This is a genomic window from Enterobacter sp. P82 (assembly GCF_037053385.1).
Lineage (GTDB): Bacteria > Pseudomonadota > Gammaproteobacteria > Enterobacterales > Enterobacteriaceae > Enterobacter.
Window position 1 is genome coordinate 312,670 of the sequence record NZ_JBALHX010000003.1, and the last position, 19,501, is coordinate 332,170.

At 53.1% G+C, this 19,501-nt stretch carries 18 protein-coding genes, 1 tRNA gene and 1 pseudogene; 9 read left to right on the plus strand and 11 right to left on the minus strand.

Annotation, left to right across the window (positions count from 1 at the left end; genetic code table 11):
- The first annotated feature begins 16 nt into the window (after positions 1–16).
- The 3 genes from WB237_RS17000 (at position 17) to WB237_RS17010 (ending at position 2,896) form a co-directional block, all read left to right on the plus strand.
- Positions 17–289 (plus strand): oxidative damage protection protein, encoded by a 273-nt coding sequence (locus WB237_RS17000; protein WP_023309138.1) that lies wholly within the window; start codon positions 17–19, stop codon positions 287–289.
- 56 nt (positions 290–345) lie between these two features.
- A complete protein-coding gene (gene mltC / locus WB237_RS17005; protein ID WP_114980009.1) occupies positions 346–1,422 on the plus strand; it encodes a membrane-bound lytic murein transglycosylase MltC in 1,077 nt (358 codons plus the stop codon).
- A 217-nt stretch (positions 1,423–1,639) separates the two neighbouring features.
- Positions 1,640–2,896: a nucleoside permease gene (locus WB237_RS17010; protein ID WP_336214754.1), complete on the plus strand. Its 1,257-nt coding sequence runs from the start codon at positions 1,640–1,642 to the stop codon at positions 2,894–2,896.
- Between the two features lie 79 nt (positions 2,897–2,975).
- Here the strand turns inward: WB237_RS17010 and citG are convergent, their stop codons facing one another.
- The 8 genes from citG to WB237_RS17050 are packed head-to-tail and all read right to left on the minus strand — an operon-like array spanning position 2,976 to position 10,287.
- The gene (citG, locus tag WB237_RS17015) at positions 2,976–3,779 is read right to left on the minus strand and encodes a triphosphoribosyl-dephospho-CoA synthase CitG (RefSeq protein WP_336214756.1); all 804 of its coding nucleotides are present in this window, start codon (positions 3,777–3,779) and stop codon (positions 2,976–2,978) included.
- Positions 3,757–4,296, minus strand: a complete 540-nt coding sequence (gene citX / locus WB237_RS17020) for a citrate lyase holo-[acyl-carrier protein] synthase (RefSeq protein ID WP_114980006.1) — start codon at positions 4,294–4,296, stop codon at positions 3,757–3,759. The genes citG and citX overlap by 23 nt, the downstream gene beginning before the upstream one ends.
- A 2-nt stretch (positions 4,297–4,298) precedes the next feature.
- Positions 4,299–5,816 carry a citrate lyase subunit alpha gene (gene citF, locus WB237_RS17025; RefSeq protein WP_336214758.1) on the minus strand — a complete coding sequence of 506 codons (1,518 nt, stop codon included), beginning with the start codon at positions 5,814–5,816 and terminating at the stop codon, positions 4,299–4,301.
- A gap of 10 nt (positions 5,817–5,826) precedes the next feature.
- Positions 5,827–6,702 (minus strand): citrate (pro-3S)-lyase subunit beta, encoded by an 876-nt coding sequence (gene citE / locus WB237_RS17030; protein WP_023306921.1) that lies wholly within the window; start codon positions 6,700–6,702, stop codon positions 5,827–5,829.
- Positions 6,699–6,992 (minus strand): citrate lyase acyl carrier protein, encoded by a 294-nt coding sequence (gene citD, locus WB237_RS17035; protein ID WP_336214760.1) that lies wholly within the window; start codon positions 6,990–6,992, stop codon positions 6,699–6,701. The genes citE and citD overlap by 4 nt, the downstream gene beginning before the upstream one ends.
- 16 nt (positions 6,993–7,008) lie before the next feature.
- On the minus strand, positions 7,009–8,031 hold the full coding sequence (gene citC / locus WB237_RS17040; RefSeq protein WP_336214762.1) for a [citrate (pro-3S)-lyase] ligase: 1,023 nt from the start codon (positions 8,029–8,031) through the stop codon (positions 7,009–7,011).
- 13 nt (positions 8,032–8,044) lie between these two features.
- Positions 8,045–8,908 (minus strand): fumarylacetoacetate hydrolase family protein, encoded by an 864-nt coding sequence (locus WB237_RS17045; RefSeq protein ID WP_336214764.1) that lies wholly within the window; start codon positions 8,906–8,908, stop codon positions 8,045–8,047.
- Positions 8,909–8,925: 17 nt separating this feature from the next.
- A complete protein-coding gene (locus tag WB237_RS17050) occupies positions 8,926–10,287 on the minus strand; it encodes a 2-hydroxycarboxylate transporter family protein (RefSeq protein WP_049004963.1) in 1,362 nt (453 codons plus the stop codon).
- Positions 10,288–10,632: 345 nt separating this feature from the next.
- On the opposite strand from WB237_RS17050, the gene WB237_RS17055 reads away from it, so the two are divergent.
- Together WB237_RS17055 and WB237_RS17060 are read left to right on the plus strand one after the other, a co-directional pair.
- The gene (locus WB237_RS17055) at positions 10,633–12,258 is read left to right on the plus strand and encodes a sensor histidine kinase (protein ID WP_336214767.1); all 1,626 of its coding nucleotides are present in this window, start codon (positions 10,633–10,635) and stop codon (positions 12,256–12,258) included.
- Positions 12,248–12,940, plus strand: a complete 693-nt coding sequence (locus tag WB237_RS17060) for a response regulator (RefSeq protein WP_028018401.1) — start codon at positions 12,248–12,250, stop codon at positions 12,938–12,940. The genes WB237_RS17055 and WB237_RS17060 overlap by 11 nt, the downstream gene beginning before the upstream one ends.
- A 481-nt stretch (positions 12,941–13,421) precedes the next feature.
- On the opposite strand, the gene WB237_RS17065 is transcribed toward WB237_RS17060, so the two are convergent.
- Positions 13,422–15,557 (minus strand): ornithine decarboxylase, encoded by a 2,136-nt coding sequence (locus tag WB237_RS17065; protein ID WP_336214769.1) that lies wholly within the window; start codon positions 15,555–15,557, stop codon positions 13,422–13,424.
- Between the two features lie 181 nt (positions 15,558–15,738).
- On the opposite strand from WB237_RS17065, the gene WB237_RS17070 reads away from it, so the two are divergent.
- Positions 15,739–16,455 carry a DUF554 domain-containing protein gene (locus WB237_RS17070; protein WP_336214772.1) on the plus strand — a complete coding sequence of 239 codons (717 nt, stop codon included), beginning with the start codon at positions 15,739–15,741 and terminating at the stop codon, positions 16,453–16,455.
- A 95-nt stretch (positions 16,456–16,550) separates the two neighbouring features.
- Positions 16,551–16,626: transfer RNA gene (locus WB237_RS17075), tRNA-Phe, on the plus strand.
- 305 nt (positions 16,627–16,931) lie between these two features.
- Here the strand turns inward: WB237_RS17075 and WB237_RS17080 are convergent.
- A complete protein-coding gene (locus WB237_RS17080; protein ID WP_019211382.1) occupies positions 16,932–17,324 on the minus strand; it encodes a hypothetical protein in 393 nt (130 codons plus the stop codon).
- A 188-nt stretch (positions 17,325–17,512) separates the two neighbouring features.
- Positions 17,513–17,721: pseudogene (locus WB237_RS23065) on the minus strand (type VI immunity family protein); the annotation flags it as partial.
- A gap of 391 nt (positions 17,722–18,112) precedes the next feature.
- Between WB237_RS23065 and WB237_RS17090 the strand changes: the two are divergent.
- Both WB237_RS17090 and WB237_RS17095 read left to right on the plus strand, forming a co-directional pair.
- Entirely contained in the window at positions 18,113–18,550 is a 438-nt protein-coding gene (locus WB237_RS17090; RefSeq protein WP_336214776.1) for a hypothetical protein, read from the plus strand.
- Positions 18,547–19,149, plus strand: a complete 603-nt coding sequence (locus WB237_RS17095; protein ID WP_129995009.1) for a hypothetical protein — start codon at positions 18,547–18,549, stop codon at positions 19,147–19,149. Before WB237_RS17090 ends, WB237_RS17095 begins: the two co-directional genes overlap by 4 nt.
- The last annotated feature ends 352 nt before the right edge of the window (positions 19,150–19,501 follow it).

Below are 19,501 nucleotides of genomic sequence, written 5' to 3' on the forward strand. Positions count from 1 at the left end.
AAAAAGAGGAATGAGTATGGCCAGAACGATTTTTTGTACTTTCCTGCAGCGTGACGCTGAAGGCCAGGACTTCCAGCTTTATCCGGGCGATCTGGGTAAGCGCATTTATAACGAAATCTCCAAAGAAGCCTGGGGACAGTGGCAGAAAAAACAGACCATGCTGATCAACGAGAAAAAGCTCAGCATGATGAACCCGGAACACCGCAAGCTGCTGGAACAGGAGATGGTGAGCTTCCTGTTTGAAGGCAAAGACGTACACATCGAAGGCTATACGCCGCCGGAAAAATAACAGCGCGCGGGGATACCCCCGCCGTTAAAGCAAACACAACACGCACTCCCGGAATGATGAAAAAACTTTTAGCGCTAGCACTTGTTGCGCCGTTGCTTGTCTCGTGTTCGTCAAAAAAAGGCGATGATTACAACGAAGCCTGGATCAAGGACACCAACGGTTTTGACATTTTGATGGGGCAGTTTGCCCACAACATCGAGAACATATGGGGATTTAACGAAGTTCTTATTGCCGGACCTAAGGACTACGTTAAGTACACCGACGCTTATCTGACCCGTAGCCACATCAACTTCGATGACGGTACGATCACGATAGAGACCATCGCAGGCACGGATCCGGCGGCACGGTTACGGCAGGCAATAATCAAAACTCTGCTGATGGGTGACGATCCAGGCTCTATCGATCTCTACTCCGATGCCGACGATATTACTATCTCGAAGGAACCGTTCCTGTACGGACAGGTCGTCGATCAGACCGGACAACCTATCCGCTGGGAAGGTCGCGCCACAAAATTTGCTGACTATCTGCTGCAGACCCGTCTGAAAAGCCGCTCAAACGGCCTGAAGATTATCTACAGCGTCACCATCAACCTCGTCCCAAACCACCTCGACAAGCGTGCGCATAAGTACCTGGGAATGGTGCGTCAGGCCTCACGTAAATATGGTGTGGATGAGTCGCTGATCCTGGCGATCATGCAAACGGAATCTTCGTTTAACCCATACGCGGTAAGTCGTTCCGATGCTCTGGGGCTGATGCAGGTTGTGCAACACAGCGCCGGTAAAGATGTCTTCCGTGCTCAGGGGAAATCCGGCACACCAAGCCGCGGCTATCTGTTCGACCCACAGAGCAATATTGATACCGGCACAGCTTACCTGGCCATGCTCAACAATGTGTACCTGGGCGGAATTGATAACCCGACGTCACGTCGTTATGCGGTAATTACTGCGTATAACGGCGGTGCGGGCAGCGTGTTGCGCGTGTTCTCGAATGACAAAGTGCAGGCCGCGAACATCATCAACAGCATGGCGCCAGGAGATGTTTATTCAACCCTGACCACCCGCCACCCGTCCGCGGAATCCCGCCGTTATCTGTATAAGGTGAATACGGCGCAGAAAAACTACCGCCGCCGTTGATCTACACACCTTCTCCTAAACGGAGAAGGTGTTCTGTTTCCCCCATCCATACGAAAATGTTATTTGCATCACAATCCAAACTGCAAATTAATGTGGATTGCATTTTTTTGCGGGAGGTAACAAAACATATCGTTGCCAACTGATAGAATTGCATCAAATAACAACCCTGAATGTTCCCAAAACAACATATCTCCCGCTCACTTGTGAGGAAAGTAACATGAACCTTAAGCTGCAGCTTAAAATATTGTCGTTTCTGCAGTTCTGCCTGTGGGGTAGCTGGCTGACTACGCTCGGCTCCTATATGTTTGTGACGCTCAAGTTCGATGGTGCGTCAATCGGTGCCGTATACAGCTCGCTCGGTATTGCGGCTGTTTTCATGCCAACGCTGCTGGGTATCGTGGCGGATAAGTGGTTAAGTGCGAAATGGCTGTACATGCTTTGCCATCTGGTAGGCGCGGGAACGCTGTTTATGGCAGCCCAGGTAACCACGCCGGGGGCGATGTTCATGGTGATCCTGCTTAACTCGCTGGCCTACATGCCAACACTTGGGCTGATCAACACCATCTCCTACTACCGCCTGAAATCCAATGATATGGATATCGTGACCGATTTCCCGCCAATCCGTATCTGGGGCACCATCGGCTTTATCATGGCGATGTGGGGCGTGAGCTTTGCAGGTTTCGAACTGAGCCATATGCAGCTCTATATCGGTGCTGCGCTCTCCGTGCTGCTGGCGATCTTCACCCTGACGCTGCCGCATATTCCAGTCTCAAACCAGCAGAAAAACCAGAGCTGGAGCACCATGCTCGGCCTGGACGCCTTCGCGCTGTTCAAAAACAAACGCATGGCGATCTTCTTTATCTTCTCCATGCTGCTGGGCGCTGAGCTGCAGATCACCAACATGTTTGGCAACACCTTCCTGCACAGCTTCGATAACAACCCGCTGTTCTCTGGCAGCTTTATCGTTGAACATGCGTCAGTGATGATGTCCATCTCTCAGATCTCTGAGACGCTGTTCATCCTGACCATCCCGTTCTTCCTGAGCCGCTACGGCATCAAGAACGTGATGCTTATCAGTATCGCCGCGTGGATGTTGCGTTTCGGTCTGTTCGCCTACGGCGACCCAAGCCCGTTCGGCACCGTGCTGCTGGTTCTGTCGATGATTGTTTACGGCTGTGCCTTCGACTTCTTCAACATCTCCGGTTCGGTGTTTGTGGAAAAAGAAGTGAAGCCTGAAATCCGCGCCAGTGCGCAGGGTATGTTCCTGATGATGACCAACGGCTTCGGCTGTATTCTGGGTGGTGTGGTGAGCGGTAAAGTGGTTGAGATGTATACCACTAACGGCATCACCAACTGGCAGCCAGTGTGGCTCATCTTCGCAGCATATTCGCTGGTGCTGTTCTTTGCGTTCATCGCGCTGTTCAAGTACAAGCACGTCCGCGAAGCACACGGCGCGCAGCCTATCGCGCATTGATTGTTGTGCCCGGTGGCGCTGCGCTTACCGGGCCTACAAAACCAGACCGTAGGCCGGGTAAGGCGAAGCCGCCACCCGGCTATTTTATTGCAGAGAGCACCCACCCCACCGACAGCAAATCCGCGCTACCACCCGGACTCAGATTGCGTTCAATCAATGCCTTATCCATTCTAAGCAACGCCTCGCGATCCCAGCCGTTAGCCAGTAATTCGCGCGCATATCCCTGTACATAGCGCAGCCCCTCAATGCCGCCGCGTGACACCAGATTGCTGTCCTGATTGACTGCCATCAGGCGTAACAGCAGGCCGTGAAGTGAATGTCCGTTCCATTGCGCCAGCGCTTTACGCGCCGTAGCAAAGCCGCTTTCTGCCTCACCGCGCGCGCCGGTTAAACCGTACTGCTGATACTGTCGCTCTCCCGCCGTCGCCTGTCCGCTGCGGGCGACCAGCTCCCGCGACACCATCCCACTACAGATGTTACTTACCTCACAGCAGAGGCTTTCTGGGGAGACATTTTTCACACGTCCGGCGGCATAGCACAGTAAACCCAGGGCAAAAATTCCGCCTTTGTGCGTGTTCACCCCGTTCGTCGCGGCGTACATCGCCTGCTCGCAGGCCATTCCCATCGGGCGAATAATCCGTAACTGTTCATCTGCGGGCCTGTCTGCATGCGCGTTACCGAGTTCAGCAAAGCGCGAAAACCACGGCGTAATCGCCGCAATACTGCGGACAAACAGCGCGTGGTCCATATCGCGATGAGAACCGTTATTGAGTTTGTCCACCAGCCCCGGTTTGGGTGTCAGTTCCAGTTCCTGCCACAACGCCGCTTCGGCAAGCGCAGGTACGTCAGCCTGGCGCGGTTTAGTCGCGAGCAAACCAGTCATCGATCATCTTCTCCACGCGGGAAACCACCTGTTCAACGGGATGGTTACGCGAACGGGAACAGGCGTGGGCCGGTTCATCGCAAATCAGACAGCGTCTGAGATTGGTCCCCAGCGACTGGCGCCCGACATGGCCGTGCTGAGGGCAGATCACGTCCAGATCCCACAGCCTGCCGAGCGGATGTGTCTGCTCCAGATCCGCACAGTGCGCTTTGATTTCAGCCGCCGGATGCGACACACACCAAAGCGCTTCGGGCCCGGTTGGCAACCACAGCACCTGGCGGTCGAGCACCTGCCAGCGGTTTTCCCACAGCAGTTGATCGCACATCTGTAATGCCACGCCCATGGTGTTGCGATAGCGCAGGCTGTCTTTGATTTCTCCTGGCGTAACCAGCGTGAGGGAAATCACCGGTTGTTGATAGTGCGTAAGCCAGTCAGCCTGACGTGCTGCGCGGCACTCTTTCGCCGCCAGCAGTTCATCCAGGCTGACACCCGCCCGCACGGGTGTCGCTAAAGTCATATTTACTCCTTCACCTGTCGAACGGTGTCGATCACGCTGCCATCACGGTAGCGGATCACCCCGACGATCTTGTCGGTAAATTCAATCGGTTTGGGCACGCCCGTCAGGGAAATCGCCCGTTCGTATAGCGCGTTGATATCCACAACCTTCAGCCCGGCTTCCAGCAGCCGCTCGCGGATTTCCGGGCGCGCCGGGTTGACCGCAATGCCGTGATCGGTGACCAGCACGTCGATGCTTTCGCCCGGCGTGAGGCGCGTGGTAACCCGCTTCACCACCGTCGGAATGCGGCTGCGCAGTAATGGCGCAACCACAATGGTCAGGTTCGCTGCGGCGGCCACGTCGCAGTGACCGCCGGACGCGCCACGCATCACGCCGTCGGAACCGGTGATGACGTTGACGTTGAAATCAACGTCGATCTCCAGCGCACTGAGGATCACCACATCGAGCTGGTCGCAGCTTGCCGCTTTACTGCCCGGGTTGGCGTAAACGTTGGTGGAGATCTCCACGTGGTTCGGGTTGCGCGCCAGCGATGCTGCTGCCTGGCCGTCAAAGCACTGGGTATCCAGCAGCTTTTCAATCAGCCCTTTTTCGTGCAGATCCACCAGGCTGCCGGTGATGCCGCCGAGCGCAAAACGTGCCTTCACGCCGCTGCGCTCCATCTTCTCTTCCATAAAGCGCGTACAGGCGGTGGCCGCCGCGCCGGAGCCGGTCTGCATCGAGAAGCCTGGTTTGAAGTAGCCGGAGTGCTCAATCACATCTGCCGCATAACGGGCAATCATCAGCTCACGCGGATTGCTGGTGACGCGCGCCGCGCCGACGCTAATTTTCGCCGGATCGCCCACGCTCTCGACCTGCACAATGTAGTCCACCTGGTCCTGCACCAGACTGGCGGGCATATTGGGGAACGGTACCAGCTCTTCGGTCAGCAGTACTACCTTGCTGGCAAAGTGCGCGTCCACCATGGCGTAGCCCAGCGAGCCGCAGCTCGATTTGCCGTGCGTGCCGTTGGCATTGCCGAACTCATCGCTGCATGGCACGCCAAGAAACGCCACGTCGATGTTCAGTTCGCCGTCCTGCAACAGCTTCACGCGCCCACCGTGGGAGTGAATTTGCACCGGCTCGTCCATCAGACCGTGAGAGATGGCATCTGCCAGCCTGCCGCGCATCCCGGAGGTGTAAATCCGGGTAATCACGCCGCGTTCAATATGTTCAATCAACGCATCGTTGCAGGTCATCAGTGAGCTGGAGGCCAGGGTCAGGTTTTTGAAACCCATCTTCGCCAACAGTGCCACGACGGTGTTAATCACCCGGTCGCCTTCGCGAAACGCATGGTGGAAGGAGATGGTCATCCCGTCCTGCAAGCCACTACGTAACACGGCCTCTTCAACGGAAGCACACAGTTTACGGGTATGTTTTTCTTCTGGATTGTTCAGCCACGGCGTCGCACTGTGGGCGGTATCAAAGGGCTTTAAGTCCCGCAGATGGGGAAAATTCACGTGAAGAAGTTCAGTCTGATTCATTATCTCATCCTTACCGACGCACGCCGGAGGCCGCCGCGCGCTCCAGCACCACCTGCGCGTGGTTAATAATCGGTGCATCTACCATTTTGCCGTTGAGCGATACCACGCCCAGGCCGTTACGCTCACCCTCTTCTGCCGCTTCAATCACCCTTTTGGCGTGATCCACCTCTTCCTGCGTCGGGGCATAGGCGTTATGCAGGAGATCGATCTGGCGCGGGTTGATCAGCGATTTGCCGTTAAAGCCCATCTTGCGGATCAGATCGACCTCGCGCAGGAACCCGGCCTCGTCGTTAACGTCTGACCACACCACGTCGAAGGCGTCGATGCCTGCCGCACGAGCGGCGTGCAGCACGGCGCAGCGGGCGTAGAACAGCTCGGTGCCGTCGCCGCGCTCGGTCTGCATATCCATCACGTAGTCAAAGGCGGCCAGCGCGATACCGATCAAGCGCGGAGAGCTGCGGGCAATTGCCACGGCGTTAATCACACCAATGGCTGACTCTATGGCCGCCATCACACGGGTAGAACCGACCTCGCGCCCGCATTCTTGCTCAATGCGTTCCAGGTGGCCTTCCAGTTCGTAGATGTCATCCGGGGTATCGGTTTTCGGCAGGCGGATCACATCCACGCCAGCCCGCACGGCGGCTTCCAGATCCAGCAAGCCAAACGGCGTGCTCAGCGGGTTAATGCGCACCACGGTTTCGATATCCTGGTACATCGGGTGCTGCAGCGCGTGGAACACCAGCATGCGGGCGGTGTCTTTCTCGCGCAGAGCGACGGCGTCTTCAAGGTCAAACATGATGGAGTCAGGACGGTAGATAAACGCGGTTGAGAGCATGGCGGCGTTAGCACCAGGCAGGAACAGCATGCTGCGACGGAGTTTGCTCATTTCAGCGCCCCCCAGTTGATAGCCTGTTCATCCGCAGCACGCAGGAGTGCGCTCTGCAGGCGGGCACGGATCACACAGTCCAGCGCCCCTTTATCTTCAATAATGATTAATCCCTGGTGCACGTTCATAGCGCGCAATGTGTCGTTGACCACCTGGCGGATCTGCTCGCCAAACTGCTTAATCACTTCACTGTGGATGACAACCTCCAGCTCGCCGTGAGCGGGGACGATTTTCACCATCAGGTCGCTGGACTCCTGTGTTCCGGCCAGCGCCTCCCTAACAATTTTCATGATAAATTCCTGGTAATTAAGCGACTTCCGCACTCGCACGGTAATGCGTTTCGAGATGCGCGAAGGTGGAGTCCGGGACAATGTCCCGGATCCGGGAAAACTGCTGTGTCTTGAGTAAGCGGCGTACTTCTGACGCCGAAATAGCGTTACCGGTGGCCTTGATGCGCGGCATCTCCACCACCTCGATATGCGTGGCCAGCAGGTCGTGCAGCGTCTGGTTGTACTGGCGGGTGATATCGCAAAACGGCTCCGAGCCGATAAAGCGATGGGTGATGCCCAGTGCCGGAGCGATGAAGTCGCGGAAGATCAGCACGTCGATTTCACTCCACGCCTGCTGCACTTTGCCGGTTTCTTTCAGGAAATAGGCCGGAAATGTGGCGCGGGAGATGATGTACTGCGAGCCTTCATGCACTAACACATTCGTCAGATGCGCGACACCCGCCCGCACCATCTCGATGCGTGCGCTGAAGGGGAAGAACGAGGCGTCTTCGCGTACCACGAACAAATGCAGGGCGTCACACTGCGCTGCAGCCTGCTCCACCAGATGGCGGTGCCCGAGAGTGAACGGATTGGCGTTCATTACGATCGCGCCAATCTTCTCCCCGTTCTGACGTTGACGCCTCAGCGAACGACAGTAGCGCTCAATCCCCTGCGGGGTGTTCTCCATCAGTACGGCGTTGTTGCCGCTCTGCGCAATCGGCCAGAAGCCGCTGCGGGCAAAGCGCTCCCGGTTACACGGACGGGTGCAGAGGAAGAGGTGAAAATGGCCGCGCTCCAGCGCCACATTCTGCACCTCAGCCAGTAAACGCGCGCTGAGGTTCTCGCCACGAAGCTGCTCGTTTACGGCCACACACTTGATGACGTTGGCAGCGAGCCCGGCGCAACCCACCAACTGCGTGCCGGACCAGGCTTCGACAAACAGCTCAATGTCGTTGTCCAGGCCAAGGCCGCTGTCTGCCAGCAGGTAACGGATCTGGCTTAAGCGTTCCGGGTGCTTCGCCACGAGGGTGTGGCGAAAATCAATGGGTTGCGATTGCATACTGCCGCCTTACTTAGTGTGCTACCGCAAGCCCGGTGGCTGGCGCTTCCATGATCACATTGCTCAGATGACCGATATGCTCGATCTCCACCTCAATGCGATCGCCCTCTTTCATAAACAGCGGCGGGTTACGCTTTTTACCCACCCCGCCAGGAGAACCGGTGATGATCACGTCGCCTGGGCTGAGGCGGGTAAAGGTGCTGATGTACTCGATCAGCTCCGCCACCTTGTGGATCATGCTGCTGGTATTGTCCTCCTGCACCATACGGCCATTCAGCCAGGTGCGGATCGACAACTGATGCGGGTCAGGAATTTCATCGGCAGTTGCCATCCACGGACCAAACGCGCCGGTCTGACGCCAGTTTTTCCCGGCGGTGAACCAGGTGTGCTGCCAGTCGCGGGCGGAACCGTCCATGTAGCAGCTGTAACCTGCAACGTGGCGCAGCGCGTCGTCACGGCTGATGTTCTCCCCGCCTTTACCGATGATCACCGCCAGCTCGCCTTCATAGTCAAATTCGCTGGAATGGCGCGGTTTCAGTACCGGCTCGTTGTGGCCGGTCTGGGAATCCGGGAAGCGTACAAACAGCGTCGGGGCCGGGTTATGCTGGTCAAACTCCTTGCGCTTATCGGCGTAGTTCATGCCCACGCAGAGGATTTTTTCTGGCTGCTCAATCACCGGTAAGAAGGTTATTGCATTCAGAGGTACATCCACGGCATCGTTCAGATAACGGGTGGCCTGCGCCAGCCCGTTGCCCTGCAGCAGCGCCTTAAGGTCGCTGTAGCGGTCGCCGAGACGGCGGCCTAAATCAATCACGCCGTCGGCCTGGACGATGCCGTAGCTGCGTTTTCCCTGGTATAAAAAGCTTGCGAGTTTCATTGTTCTTTCCTGAAAACTTAAACGAGGAAGTTGCCCAGAATCAGCAGTGAGATAGAGACGTTAATCGCGCCGCCGATACGGGTTGCAATCTGGGCGAATGGCATCAGGCTCATACGGTTGCCTGCGGTCAGGATCGCCACATCGCCGGTACCGCCCTGGCCACTCTGGCAGCAGGAGACGATGGCGACATCAATCGGGTGCATACCAATCTTTTTGCCGACGAAGAAACCGGTCGCCACCAGTGCAGAAACCGTGCTGACGATGACTAACAGGTTGCTCACTGTGAACGCGGCCACCAGCTCATGCCACGGGGTGATCGCCACGCCAACGGCGAAGAGAATCGGGTAAGTTACTGAGGTCTGGAAGAATTTGTAGACCACCTGAGAACCTTCCAGCAGACGCGGAGAAGCACCGTTGCACAGCTTCACCAGTACCGCCATAAACAGCATGCCAACCGGTGCAGGCAGACCAATCAGTTTGTGACCGAGCATCCCCAGCATGTAGAGCAGTACCGCCAGCAGCGCGCCAGAAGCAATCGTGGTGACATCCGCTTTACCGGAGAAGGCAGGTTGAGAGACGGAGGTATCCGCATTGGCGCGGTTTGGCATCAGTTGTCCTTCACCGGTCAGGTGTGGGTAGCGTTTACCCAGTTGGTTAAGGCAGCCGGAGATAATGATCGCCGTCAGACCACCGAGCATCACCATCGGCAACACTCGACCGAGCGCCACACCCTGGTCCATATGCAACAGGGTGGCATAACCGATAGAGAGCGGGATCGCCCCTTCCCCAACGCCGCCCGCCATAATCGGCAGAATGATAAAGAAGAAGATCTGGAATGGCTCAAGACCCAGCGCCAGACCGACGCCCATCCCCACCAGCATGCCGACGATTTCGCCGCACAGCATCGGGAAGAAGATGCGCAGGAAGCCCTGAATCAGTACCGTGCGATTCATACTCATGATGCTGCCGACAATGATGCAGCAGATGTAGAGATAGAGAATGTTGGTAGATTTGTAGAACTTGGTCGTGGACTCGACCACCACATCCGGCAGCAGGCCGTAATAGACCAGCGCGGAAGGGATAAAGGTGGCGCAAATCGCCGCCGCGCCCAGTTTGCCGACAATCGGCAGGCGTTTGCCAAACTCACCGCAGGCAAAGCCAAAGAAAGCCAGCGTCGCCACCATCACCACGATATCACTCGGCAGTTTCCCGCCCAGACAATCAATCGCAATCAGTGCGCCCGCCAGAACGAACAGTGGCAGAGGAATAATCCCGATTTTCCAGGTATCCATAATATGCCACCAGCGCTCTTTGAGCGAAGGTCGCTGAATTTCAATCGGGTCGTGGGTAACAGAGAAAGAATCGTCAGTTGTGCTCATAATAAGCCCCTTGGTTATTTTGTGCGTTCAGCTTAGAGTCACAAAGGCTTACTTTATGTGAGGAATGGCATATTAAAAGCGAAGTTTTAATGGCAGCTATGGTTTTAATGGTTTCTTTTATTTAATGTGATTAACACCTTATTTATTGTCGTGGTTTTTATGGTTTCTTTTCCTAACTGAACAAACAAATAACATTTAATTGTTCGGTCTGAAGCACATAAGCCTTCAGGATAAATCTTTTACAGCCCCCGCTGTGCAAGGGATCACAAGTTTTCGGCAAAGCAGTCATCCACTCGAAAAAAGATGATATATTGGCTTTCTTTGTTGCTACCTCGCGTGATAGTTATGAAAGTATCTTTCCAGATCAAGCTGTTTATTTCGCTGGTTGCTTTTTTCTCAGTACTTTTTGCGTTACTGGGTGGATATTATTATGTCGACGTCGGCAAACAGCTTTATCAGGAAATGAGTGCGCGTGCCAAAATACAGGCAGAAGAAATTGCGATTATTCCTACATTACGTGATAAAGTTGAACAAAAAGATATCAAAAGCATTCACGACTTTATGCAGAAAATAGCTTCACACAGTGACGCCAGCTTTATTGTGATTGGAGATAATAAGGGACAACACCTTTTTCATTCCGTTTTTGCTGACAGAGTTGGCACAACGCTGGTTGGCGGAGACAACGAAGCCGTTTTGCAGGGAAAAAGTACCACCACCATCCGTAAAGGAGGGTTGGGCATTTCGTTACGCAGTAAAGCCCCCATTTTCAACGATGCCGGGCAGGTGGTTGGCATTGTTTCGGTAGGCTATCTCACCAGCTACCTTGAGACCGTTACCGTCAGTAAAGTCGTCAATATCCTGATTGCCGCCGTGCTGTTGCTGATAGCCCTCTTCATCTTCTCCTGGTTCTTTACCCGCAGCATTAAGAAGCAGATTTTCTCCCTCGAACCGCGAGAGATCGGCCTGCTGGTGCGCCAGCAAAAGGCGATGATGGAGTCTATTTATGAAGGGGTGATTGCCATTGACGATCATCGGCGCATTGAAGTGATTAACCAGGCAGCGCGCAAACTACTGGGTCTGAGCCAGCCAGCACGCGAACTGCGCGGGCAGTTGATTAGCCAGGTGATCGATCCGGTCCCGTTCTTCGACACGCAGACGATGCTGGCGAAAGATACTCACGATGAGATTTGCCGTTTTAACGATCTCACGGTGATTGCCAGCCGGGTACACATCATGCTGGAGAGCGAGTTGCAGGGTTGGGTGATCACCTTCCGCGATCGCAATGAAATAGACTCGCTTAGCGCTCAACTCAGCCAGGTTAAGCGTTATGTCGATAACCTGCGTATCATGCGCCATGAGCAGTTAAACCGGATGACGACCTTGTCCGGCCTGCTGCATATGGGGCGCTATGAAGAGGCGATTGGCTACATTCAGGCGCAGTCTGAACACGCCCAGGAGTTGCTGGACTTTATCTCCTCTCGCTTCAGCTCTCCTACTCTGTGCGGTCTGCTGCTGGGGAAAGCCGCCCGCGCGCGGGAGAAAGGGGTCGAACTGAGTTTCGACCCGGCCTGTCGACTGGACAGACCGTTCCTGCCCCTTGGGGAGCAAGAGCTGATTTCAATTATTGGGAACCTGCTGGATAACGCCATTGAAGCGACACAACGTTCACCGCAGCCCCATGCACCGGTGGAAGTGCTGATAAAACTCAGCGAACAGGAACTGATTATAGAAGTGGCCGACCAGGGCGTTGGCATTAAACCGGAGATCCGTGACAGGATATTTGAACGCGGTATCACCACCAAAACACGCGGCGATCATGGGATTGGCCTGTATCTGATCGAAAGCTATGTCGCTCAGGCTGGGGGCGCAATAGAAGTTGCCGATAATACTCCTAGCGGCGCCATTTTCTCCTTGTTTATCCCGGCCACGGGAACCGCCCGGCAACAGGAAGACACCGACTATGCAACATGAACTTATCGACGTACTGATTGTTGAAGACGAGAACGAACTGGCGCAACTGCACGCGGAGCTGATAGGCAAACACCCGCGTCTGAGGCTGGTGGGCATTGCCTCGTCGCTGGCTGCGGCCCAGGCAGAGCTTGAAAGCAAACAGCCGCAGCTGATGCTGCTGGATAACTATCTGCCGGACGGCAAAGGTATCTCGCTTATCAATAACCCCATGCTGGCCCGCGCCAACTGCTCGGTGATTTTTATTACTGCCGCCAGCGATATGGACACCTGCAGCCAGGCGATTCGCAACGGCGCGTTCGACTACATCCTCAAACCCGTCTCCTGGAAGCGGCTCAGCCAGTCGCTGGAGCGGTTCGTGCAGTTTGCCGAACAGCAGCGCGTCTGGAAGATTGTCGACCAGCAAAACGTGGATTCGCTGTATCAGTTACAGGCGAAAAACTACCGCCAGGACAACGGCAGCAAAGGCATTGAGGAAAATACGCTGGCGCGGGTGCAGGCGCTGTTTAACGAGCAGGCCACACACTGTTTTTCAGTCGATGAGGTGGTACAGGAAACCGGGTTAAGTAAAACTACTACCCGGCGCTATCTGGAGCACTGTGTGGAAGCGGGGTTTCTGACGGTGGAGATGCTGTACGGCAAGATTGGGCATCCGAGGAGGATGTACAGGCGTAGTGCGGTTTGATTAAATGTTCCCTCTCCCGGTGGGCTGAGGGATCCCCAGTAATTTTTTAACCAAAAGCGAAGAATATTGCTTCAGGAAAATTAATGGCTTACAGCGATGTCCTGGTCCGGCTGTAAATCGCTGAGGCGTTTCCGTAAGGCCGGGGCGAGGCGCAGGGATGCGCCGAGAGGGCGTGGCCTGCAGGGATGCAGGCTCATGCCCGACCCGATAGCCTGAAGGAATAAGCCGAAGGTACCGCGAAGCGGCGATTTACCGCCGGGAGCCCGGGTCGCCAGGGCGGCGGCGATTGAGCCGCCATGGCACGTTCACAGGTGATGTCCTTACAGAGTAGCAAAGTACATAAAGTGAACGGAATAACCTCCGCTGCCGTATGTTCCCCCTCACCCCGCCCTCTCCCAACGGGAGAGGGGGTCGTCCGTGCAGGCATTATTTTGTGGGGATCCCTCTGCCCGGTGGGAGAGGGTTAGGGCAACAGCCCGCACTATCTCAACACATACCCATACAACCGCTTGATCCCGTCGGCATCCTTCTCGCTGTACACACCCTGAAGTTCCGGCGAGAAGCCCGGTAGCAGGTTAATGCCCTCCTCCAGCGCCAGGAAGTAACGCTGTACCGCCCCGCCCCAGATTTCACCCGGCACCACGCACAGTACGCCTGGCGGGTATGGCAGCGCCCCCTCGGCAGCAATGCGTCCTTCCGCATCTCGTATGCGCACCAGCTCTACGTTACCGCGAATATACGCCTGGTTGGCATCCTGCGGATTCATTACCACCTCCGGCAGGCTCTCCTTGCGGAACATCGCCTTCTGCAAATCCTTCACGTCGAAGCTGACGTAGAGATCGTGCATCTCCTGACACAGCTGTCGGAGCGTATAATCTCGATAGCGCACCGGGTATTTCTGATAGATAGTCGGCAGTACGTCCGCCAGCGGCGTATCGTCCTCAATATGCTGTTCAAACTGCCCCAGCATCGCGACCAGCTGCGCCAGCTTCTCGCTGCTTTCTGCAGGCGTCAGCAGGAACAGGATCGAGTTGAGATCGCATTTCTCCGGCACGATGCCGTTTTCCCGCAAGTAATGCGCCAGAATGGTCGCCGGAATACCAAACCCGGTGTACTCCCCCGTTTCTGCATCAATTCCCGGCGTGGTCAGCAGCAACTTGCAAGGGTCGACAAAATACTGCTCGCTGGCATACCCCTCAAACCCGTGCCATTTGGCGCCCGGCTCAAAGCTGAAGAAGCGGCGTTCGCTGGCAATGGCGTGTGTGGGATGATCCTGCCACGGCCGACCCGCCACCACCGGCGGTATAAACGGTTTGATCATATGGCAGTTGGCAATGATTGCCTTGCGCGCTTCAATACCCAGTTCAACACACTCGGCCCACAGCCTGCGTCCGCTTTCCCCTTCGTGGATCTTGGCATTCACATCCAGCGCTGCGAACAGCGGATAAAATGGACTGGTGGAGGCATGCAGCATAAACGCATTGTTCAGCCGCTTGTGCGGACAGAAACGTGCCTGACCGCGAATATGGTTATCCTTTTTATGGATCTGAGAGGTTTGCGAGAACCCGGCTTGCTGTTTATGCACCGACTGGGTCACGAAAATACCCGGATCGTTCTCGTTCAGCTCCAGTAACAGCGGGGATGTTTCCGCCATCATCGGAATAAATTGCTCGTAGCCCACCCAGGCTGAGTCAAAAAGGATGTAGTCACACAGATGACCGATCTTGTCGATCACCTGGCGGGCGTTGTAGATCGTCCCATCGTAGGTGCCAAGCTGAATGATCGCCAGGCGGAACGGACGCGCCTCGTCGGCTTTCTCCGGAGCCGCCTCGCGGATCAAGTCCCGCAAATAAGCGTCATTAAAGCAGTGGTCGTCAATCCCGCCAATAAAACCAAACGGGTTACGTGCAGCCTCCAGATAAACCGGCGTGGCCCCCGCCTGGATCAGCGCCCCGTGGTGGTTAGATTTATGGTTGTTGCGATCAAAAAGCACCAGGTCGCCGCGGGTCAACAGCGCGTTGGTCACGACCTTGTTGGCCGCCGACGTACCGTTTAGCACAAAGTAGGTTTTATCCGCGTTGAACACTTTTGCCGCGAACTTTTGCGCGTGCTTAGCGGACCCTTCGTGGATCAAAAGATCGCCCAGTTTCACATCAGCATTGCACATATCGGCACGGAACACGTTCTCACCAAAAAAATCATAGAACTGTCGTCCTGCGGGGTGTTTTTTGAAAAATGCACCGTGCTGGTGTCCCGGGCAGGCAAAGGTGCTGTTGCCCATCTCCACATACTGGCTCAGGGTGTCGAAAAAGGGTGGCAGCAGGTTCTCTTCGTAACGGCTGGCAGCGGTCTCCAGTTCCAGAAACTCCTGAGCTTTTCCCGAGATTACCGCGGCAGCACCATCCAGCACTTCCATTGGCTCTTGCGAGAAAATGAACACCGGTAACTGAAAGCCCGTACGTTTCAACAACGCAAGAATACCGCTGCGACTGTCAGCCGTCGAAACAACGACTGCCGCCACATCGGTGAAATCAGTATTGTCCAGCGTCACCTTTTCACGGTGCGTAGACACAGAAGAGAGCAGCTCGCGGCTGACGGCGATTTTCATGGTTTTCATAAGCGCAGTTACCCTCACCGAGTGGTGAGACAGGGAGGAGAAAATTCGCGCAATAATGTCACCTTTTATTTTCAGGTGCAAGAAGGAATCATTATGCATTAAACCACCCAAAGCCAAGCGTAATGCAGCACTAACATGTCATAATCATGCAATACCAATGATTAAGTAACAGGAGTTAAGCGTGGTTATCGGGCCATTTATCAATGCGGGAGCCGTATTGCTGGGCGGTGTTATCGGCGCAGTGTTGAGTCAGCGGTTGCCAGAGCGTATTCGCTCATTTATGCCCTCAATATTCGGACTGGCATCGTTAGGGATTGGCATTTTGCTGGTGATCAAGTGCGCCAACCTGCCAGTGATGGTGCTGGCGACCCTGCTCAGCGCGCTAATTGGCGAATTCTGCTATCTGGAAAAAGGCATTAACAGTGCGGTGAGTAGAGCCAAAAGCCTGATTTCCCGACCAGGCAGCAAGGCGAAACACGGTTCGCATGAGTCGTTTATTCAGAACTATGTAGCAATTATTATTCTGTTTTGCGCCAGCGGTACGGGGATTTTTGGTTCGATGCAGGAAGGGATGACCGGCGACCCGAGCATATTGATTGCAAAAGCGTTTCTCGATTTCTTCACAGCCACCATTTTCGCCACTACCCTTGGCGTCGCCGTTGCGGTGATTTGCGTCCCGATGCTGATAATCCAGCTGGCGCTCGCCACCTGCGCCACATTGATTCTCCCGCTGACAACGCCGGCAATGATGGCCGATTTCACTGCCGTTGGCGGACTGCTCCTGCTGGCAACCGGGTTGCGCATCTGCGGAATTAAGATGTTTGCCGTGGTGAATATGCTGCCCGCGCTATTGATCGCCATGCCGCTCTCTGCGCTCTGGACACACCTTTTCGCTTAAGTTTACGGCGAAATGGTGAGAGATTGCGCAGTCTGTAACGAAAACAACAAATTTCGTTGACGACCGGGGGCAGATCGGGTTTAATGCGCCCCGTTGCCCGGATAGCTCAGTCGGTAGAGCAGGGGATTGAAAATCCCCGTGTCCTTGGTTCGATTCCGAGTCCGGGCACCACTATTTAAAGAACCCAGCCTATGGCTGGGTTTTTGCTTTCTGGGGTTCCGGTAGATTTCTGGTCGCACTGGCCGCAGATGTTACCCCCCTGCTTCTGCGATCCAGCATGAACTTTTCTCTTAAGTAGCTACCAACCCCTCTGGTCGCTGTAGCCCTATCTGTCAGAATTCAAATTCCCAATAGACACCATTTCCACACAGTACCTGGCTAACGGGTTCATTACTGCAAGGCTACATCCGGTCTTTGTCCGGTCCAGAGAAGGATCATTTTCTCTTCTAATATGCAAACAGCCTCATCTGGAATCATTACCGTACCCCTCTCTCCCGGAGCAACGTATTTATTTCCTTCAGTGTATTCAACTGCCTCACTTCAAATTCAGTAGGTTTATCAGCATTTGCTAGATTCATCAGCCCAACTACAACACCTGCTCCACCAATCAGTGAGTTTATTAACTCCATTTTGCCCGTGATGAAATACCAACCAGCAGCAATGAGTAACAGCACAGCGCAAAAAGCAAAAACCCACAAAACCCCAGTAAATCGTTGATTTCTTTCTTTTTTAACCAGATTCCATCGATGTACTTCCTCTTGGAGCAATTCTTCATTATCACAGTGAATCAATAGTTTGAACTGATTATTATTTGAGTTATCAATGATGTTCACATCACCAACTATGTCGCCAGAATTAAAATCTCTCATTATCTACCCTTTAAATTTTCAAGAAAATTGCACCATGGCCCAGACAAGCAATGTGCAGCTGTCCTCATCGAATTAATCGGGAATAAAGAACACACTACCCTTATCGTCACTCTCTAGTAGTGATCAACAGGTGCGGAATTTCTTGCCGTGTCTGTCTTCGATTTCCAGTAGCACCTGCCCTTGTTTAGTCTGAAGATAAGACCGCTGCTATGAGGCAATAGCTCGATTTCCGGTGTCGTCTTCAGGCCATGAGCCTTTTTCTCAACACCGCCCAGTTTTCCAGCCACGGATTGCCCAGAATAGTATACCAACAAGCTCCTTTTACACCTTCAGTTGAGTTAGTTCCATCAAGGAATCCCAACGAATCCACCATCACGCCCGGAGAACGTCGGGCTAGAGTGAGACTAGTTCCATCAGCTCAATCTTGAGTATAATTAGTAACCTGAAATGTTCTTTCTGTCAGCCACTAAATGCAAAGACACTGGTGGCATTTTGCACAAAATCGGAAATTTCTCGCAAACATTAGCGATAGCTATTCCGTTATTTGACGGACGGCTTCTTCCTTAAATTCAGGTGTAAATCGTGGTGTGCCATACGCTCCTCCTATGCTCAAACTATAGGGCAGGATCGTCTACCGGGGCGGGGTCAGTCCATAATGCATATCAATAGATACTCATACTTCTACTACTGAAAACTCATGCAATTGAAAATCACCCCTTCCCTTATAAAAGAAGGTATCGGATAATGTGCATTAATCACTCACCCTAACCATAAGCATACAACAAATAATGACAAAAGAATTACTGTATGAATTACTCCATGATATTTGGAAAATATCTAGCCATAGTAATTTCACTGGGATCGGATTAATTATCTGCAATGATACCAAAAATCTTTCTATAACAAATCTGAGGGATACAAACCCTATACAAAATGGTTCTACAATAGATTTGCTTTCTGATATATCAAGTAAAGACAATAAATATCATGACGGTTTTCACATTTTAGATGAATCAGGAAATATTACACATATAGCACAATATTTCTCCCCTCAAATAATACCTAGCATTTGGTTTGACAGATCAAGGTTTGTCGGTGGACGTTTCGTTGCAGCACTCTATGGTTCTTTTATCGAAGAAATAAAATTTACAGGTATTGTAAGCGAAGGCGGGCGTCTTTCTATATTTGAGAATGGAAAGGAAACTCACTATGAGGAGTTACAATGATAAACTTAATTCCAATAGGGAAAGTTATATCCTTGATTGCTGTGGTCTATGCAGTTATATGCTGCCTGATTTTATGGATTTTATGGGTTGTATTCGATAAAAATATAACTTTCTCCTCTGCTATATCAATTGCAACAGGGGGCTCACTACTTCTCAATGCCCTTTTATTATCACTGTTTTACTTTGGTTGGCGCCGGCTATGGAAAGCTTTACCTATATTAAACGATCTGCTCTTCCCTGATTTAAATGGAACCTGGGATATGGTTATCCATTGGGAATGGGGAGATAAAAAAGGTACATCACGAGCTAATGCAACGATTAAGCAATCCTTTCTTAAAATTGGAATGGATGTTGAAGCTGAAGGCTCAGACTCACAGACGTTAGTGGCTAAACCTAAGAAGGATGAAGAAACTGGGCGAGCAGTACTCTATTATGTCTTTTTAACAACTCCTAAACATAAAGCAAATTTTGACGAGGAAGCTCCGTATAGAGGAACGGCAATTCTTAAACTAAGCCTAAAAGGTAAACGCATACTTAATGGGAACTACTTCACAAGCCGTAAAACTGTTGGTCATTACGAGTTGACACGTATTGAGTAATCAGCAGTTGACGGTTCCTTGATTGTGACCACAAATCGATATGTTAGGAATAACTAAGGCATCGGTGCTGTTTTTACCAAACTGATGCTTTAATCATCAAATTTTTTGGCTTCCATCATTGAATAGAACTCCGATAACCCCATATCCTACGTACGATTACGATGGCAATTTTGTAGACGATCACTTAAGCGGCTTATGCCATGGAAATGTGTTCACTGTTTGTGAGCACTTATTCTCAGAAAGAATGATCAGTGGATAAAGATAGTGAGCCAGAGCTAAGTTGGAGTTTGAGCGTAAAGATATAAAAAGCTTCATATTTTATGATAGAACAATGACATAATCAGGGAGGGTA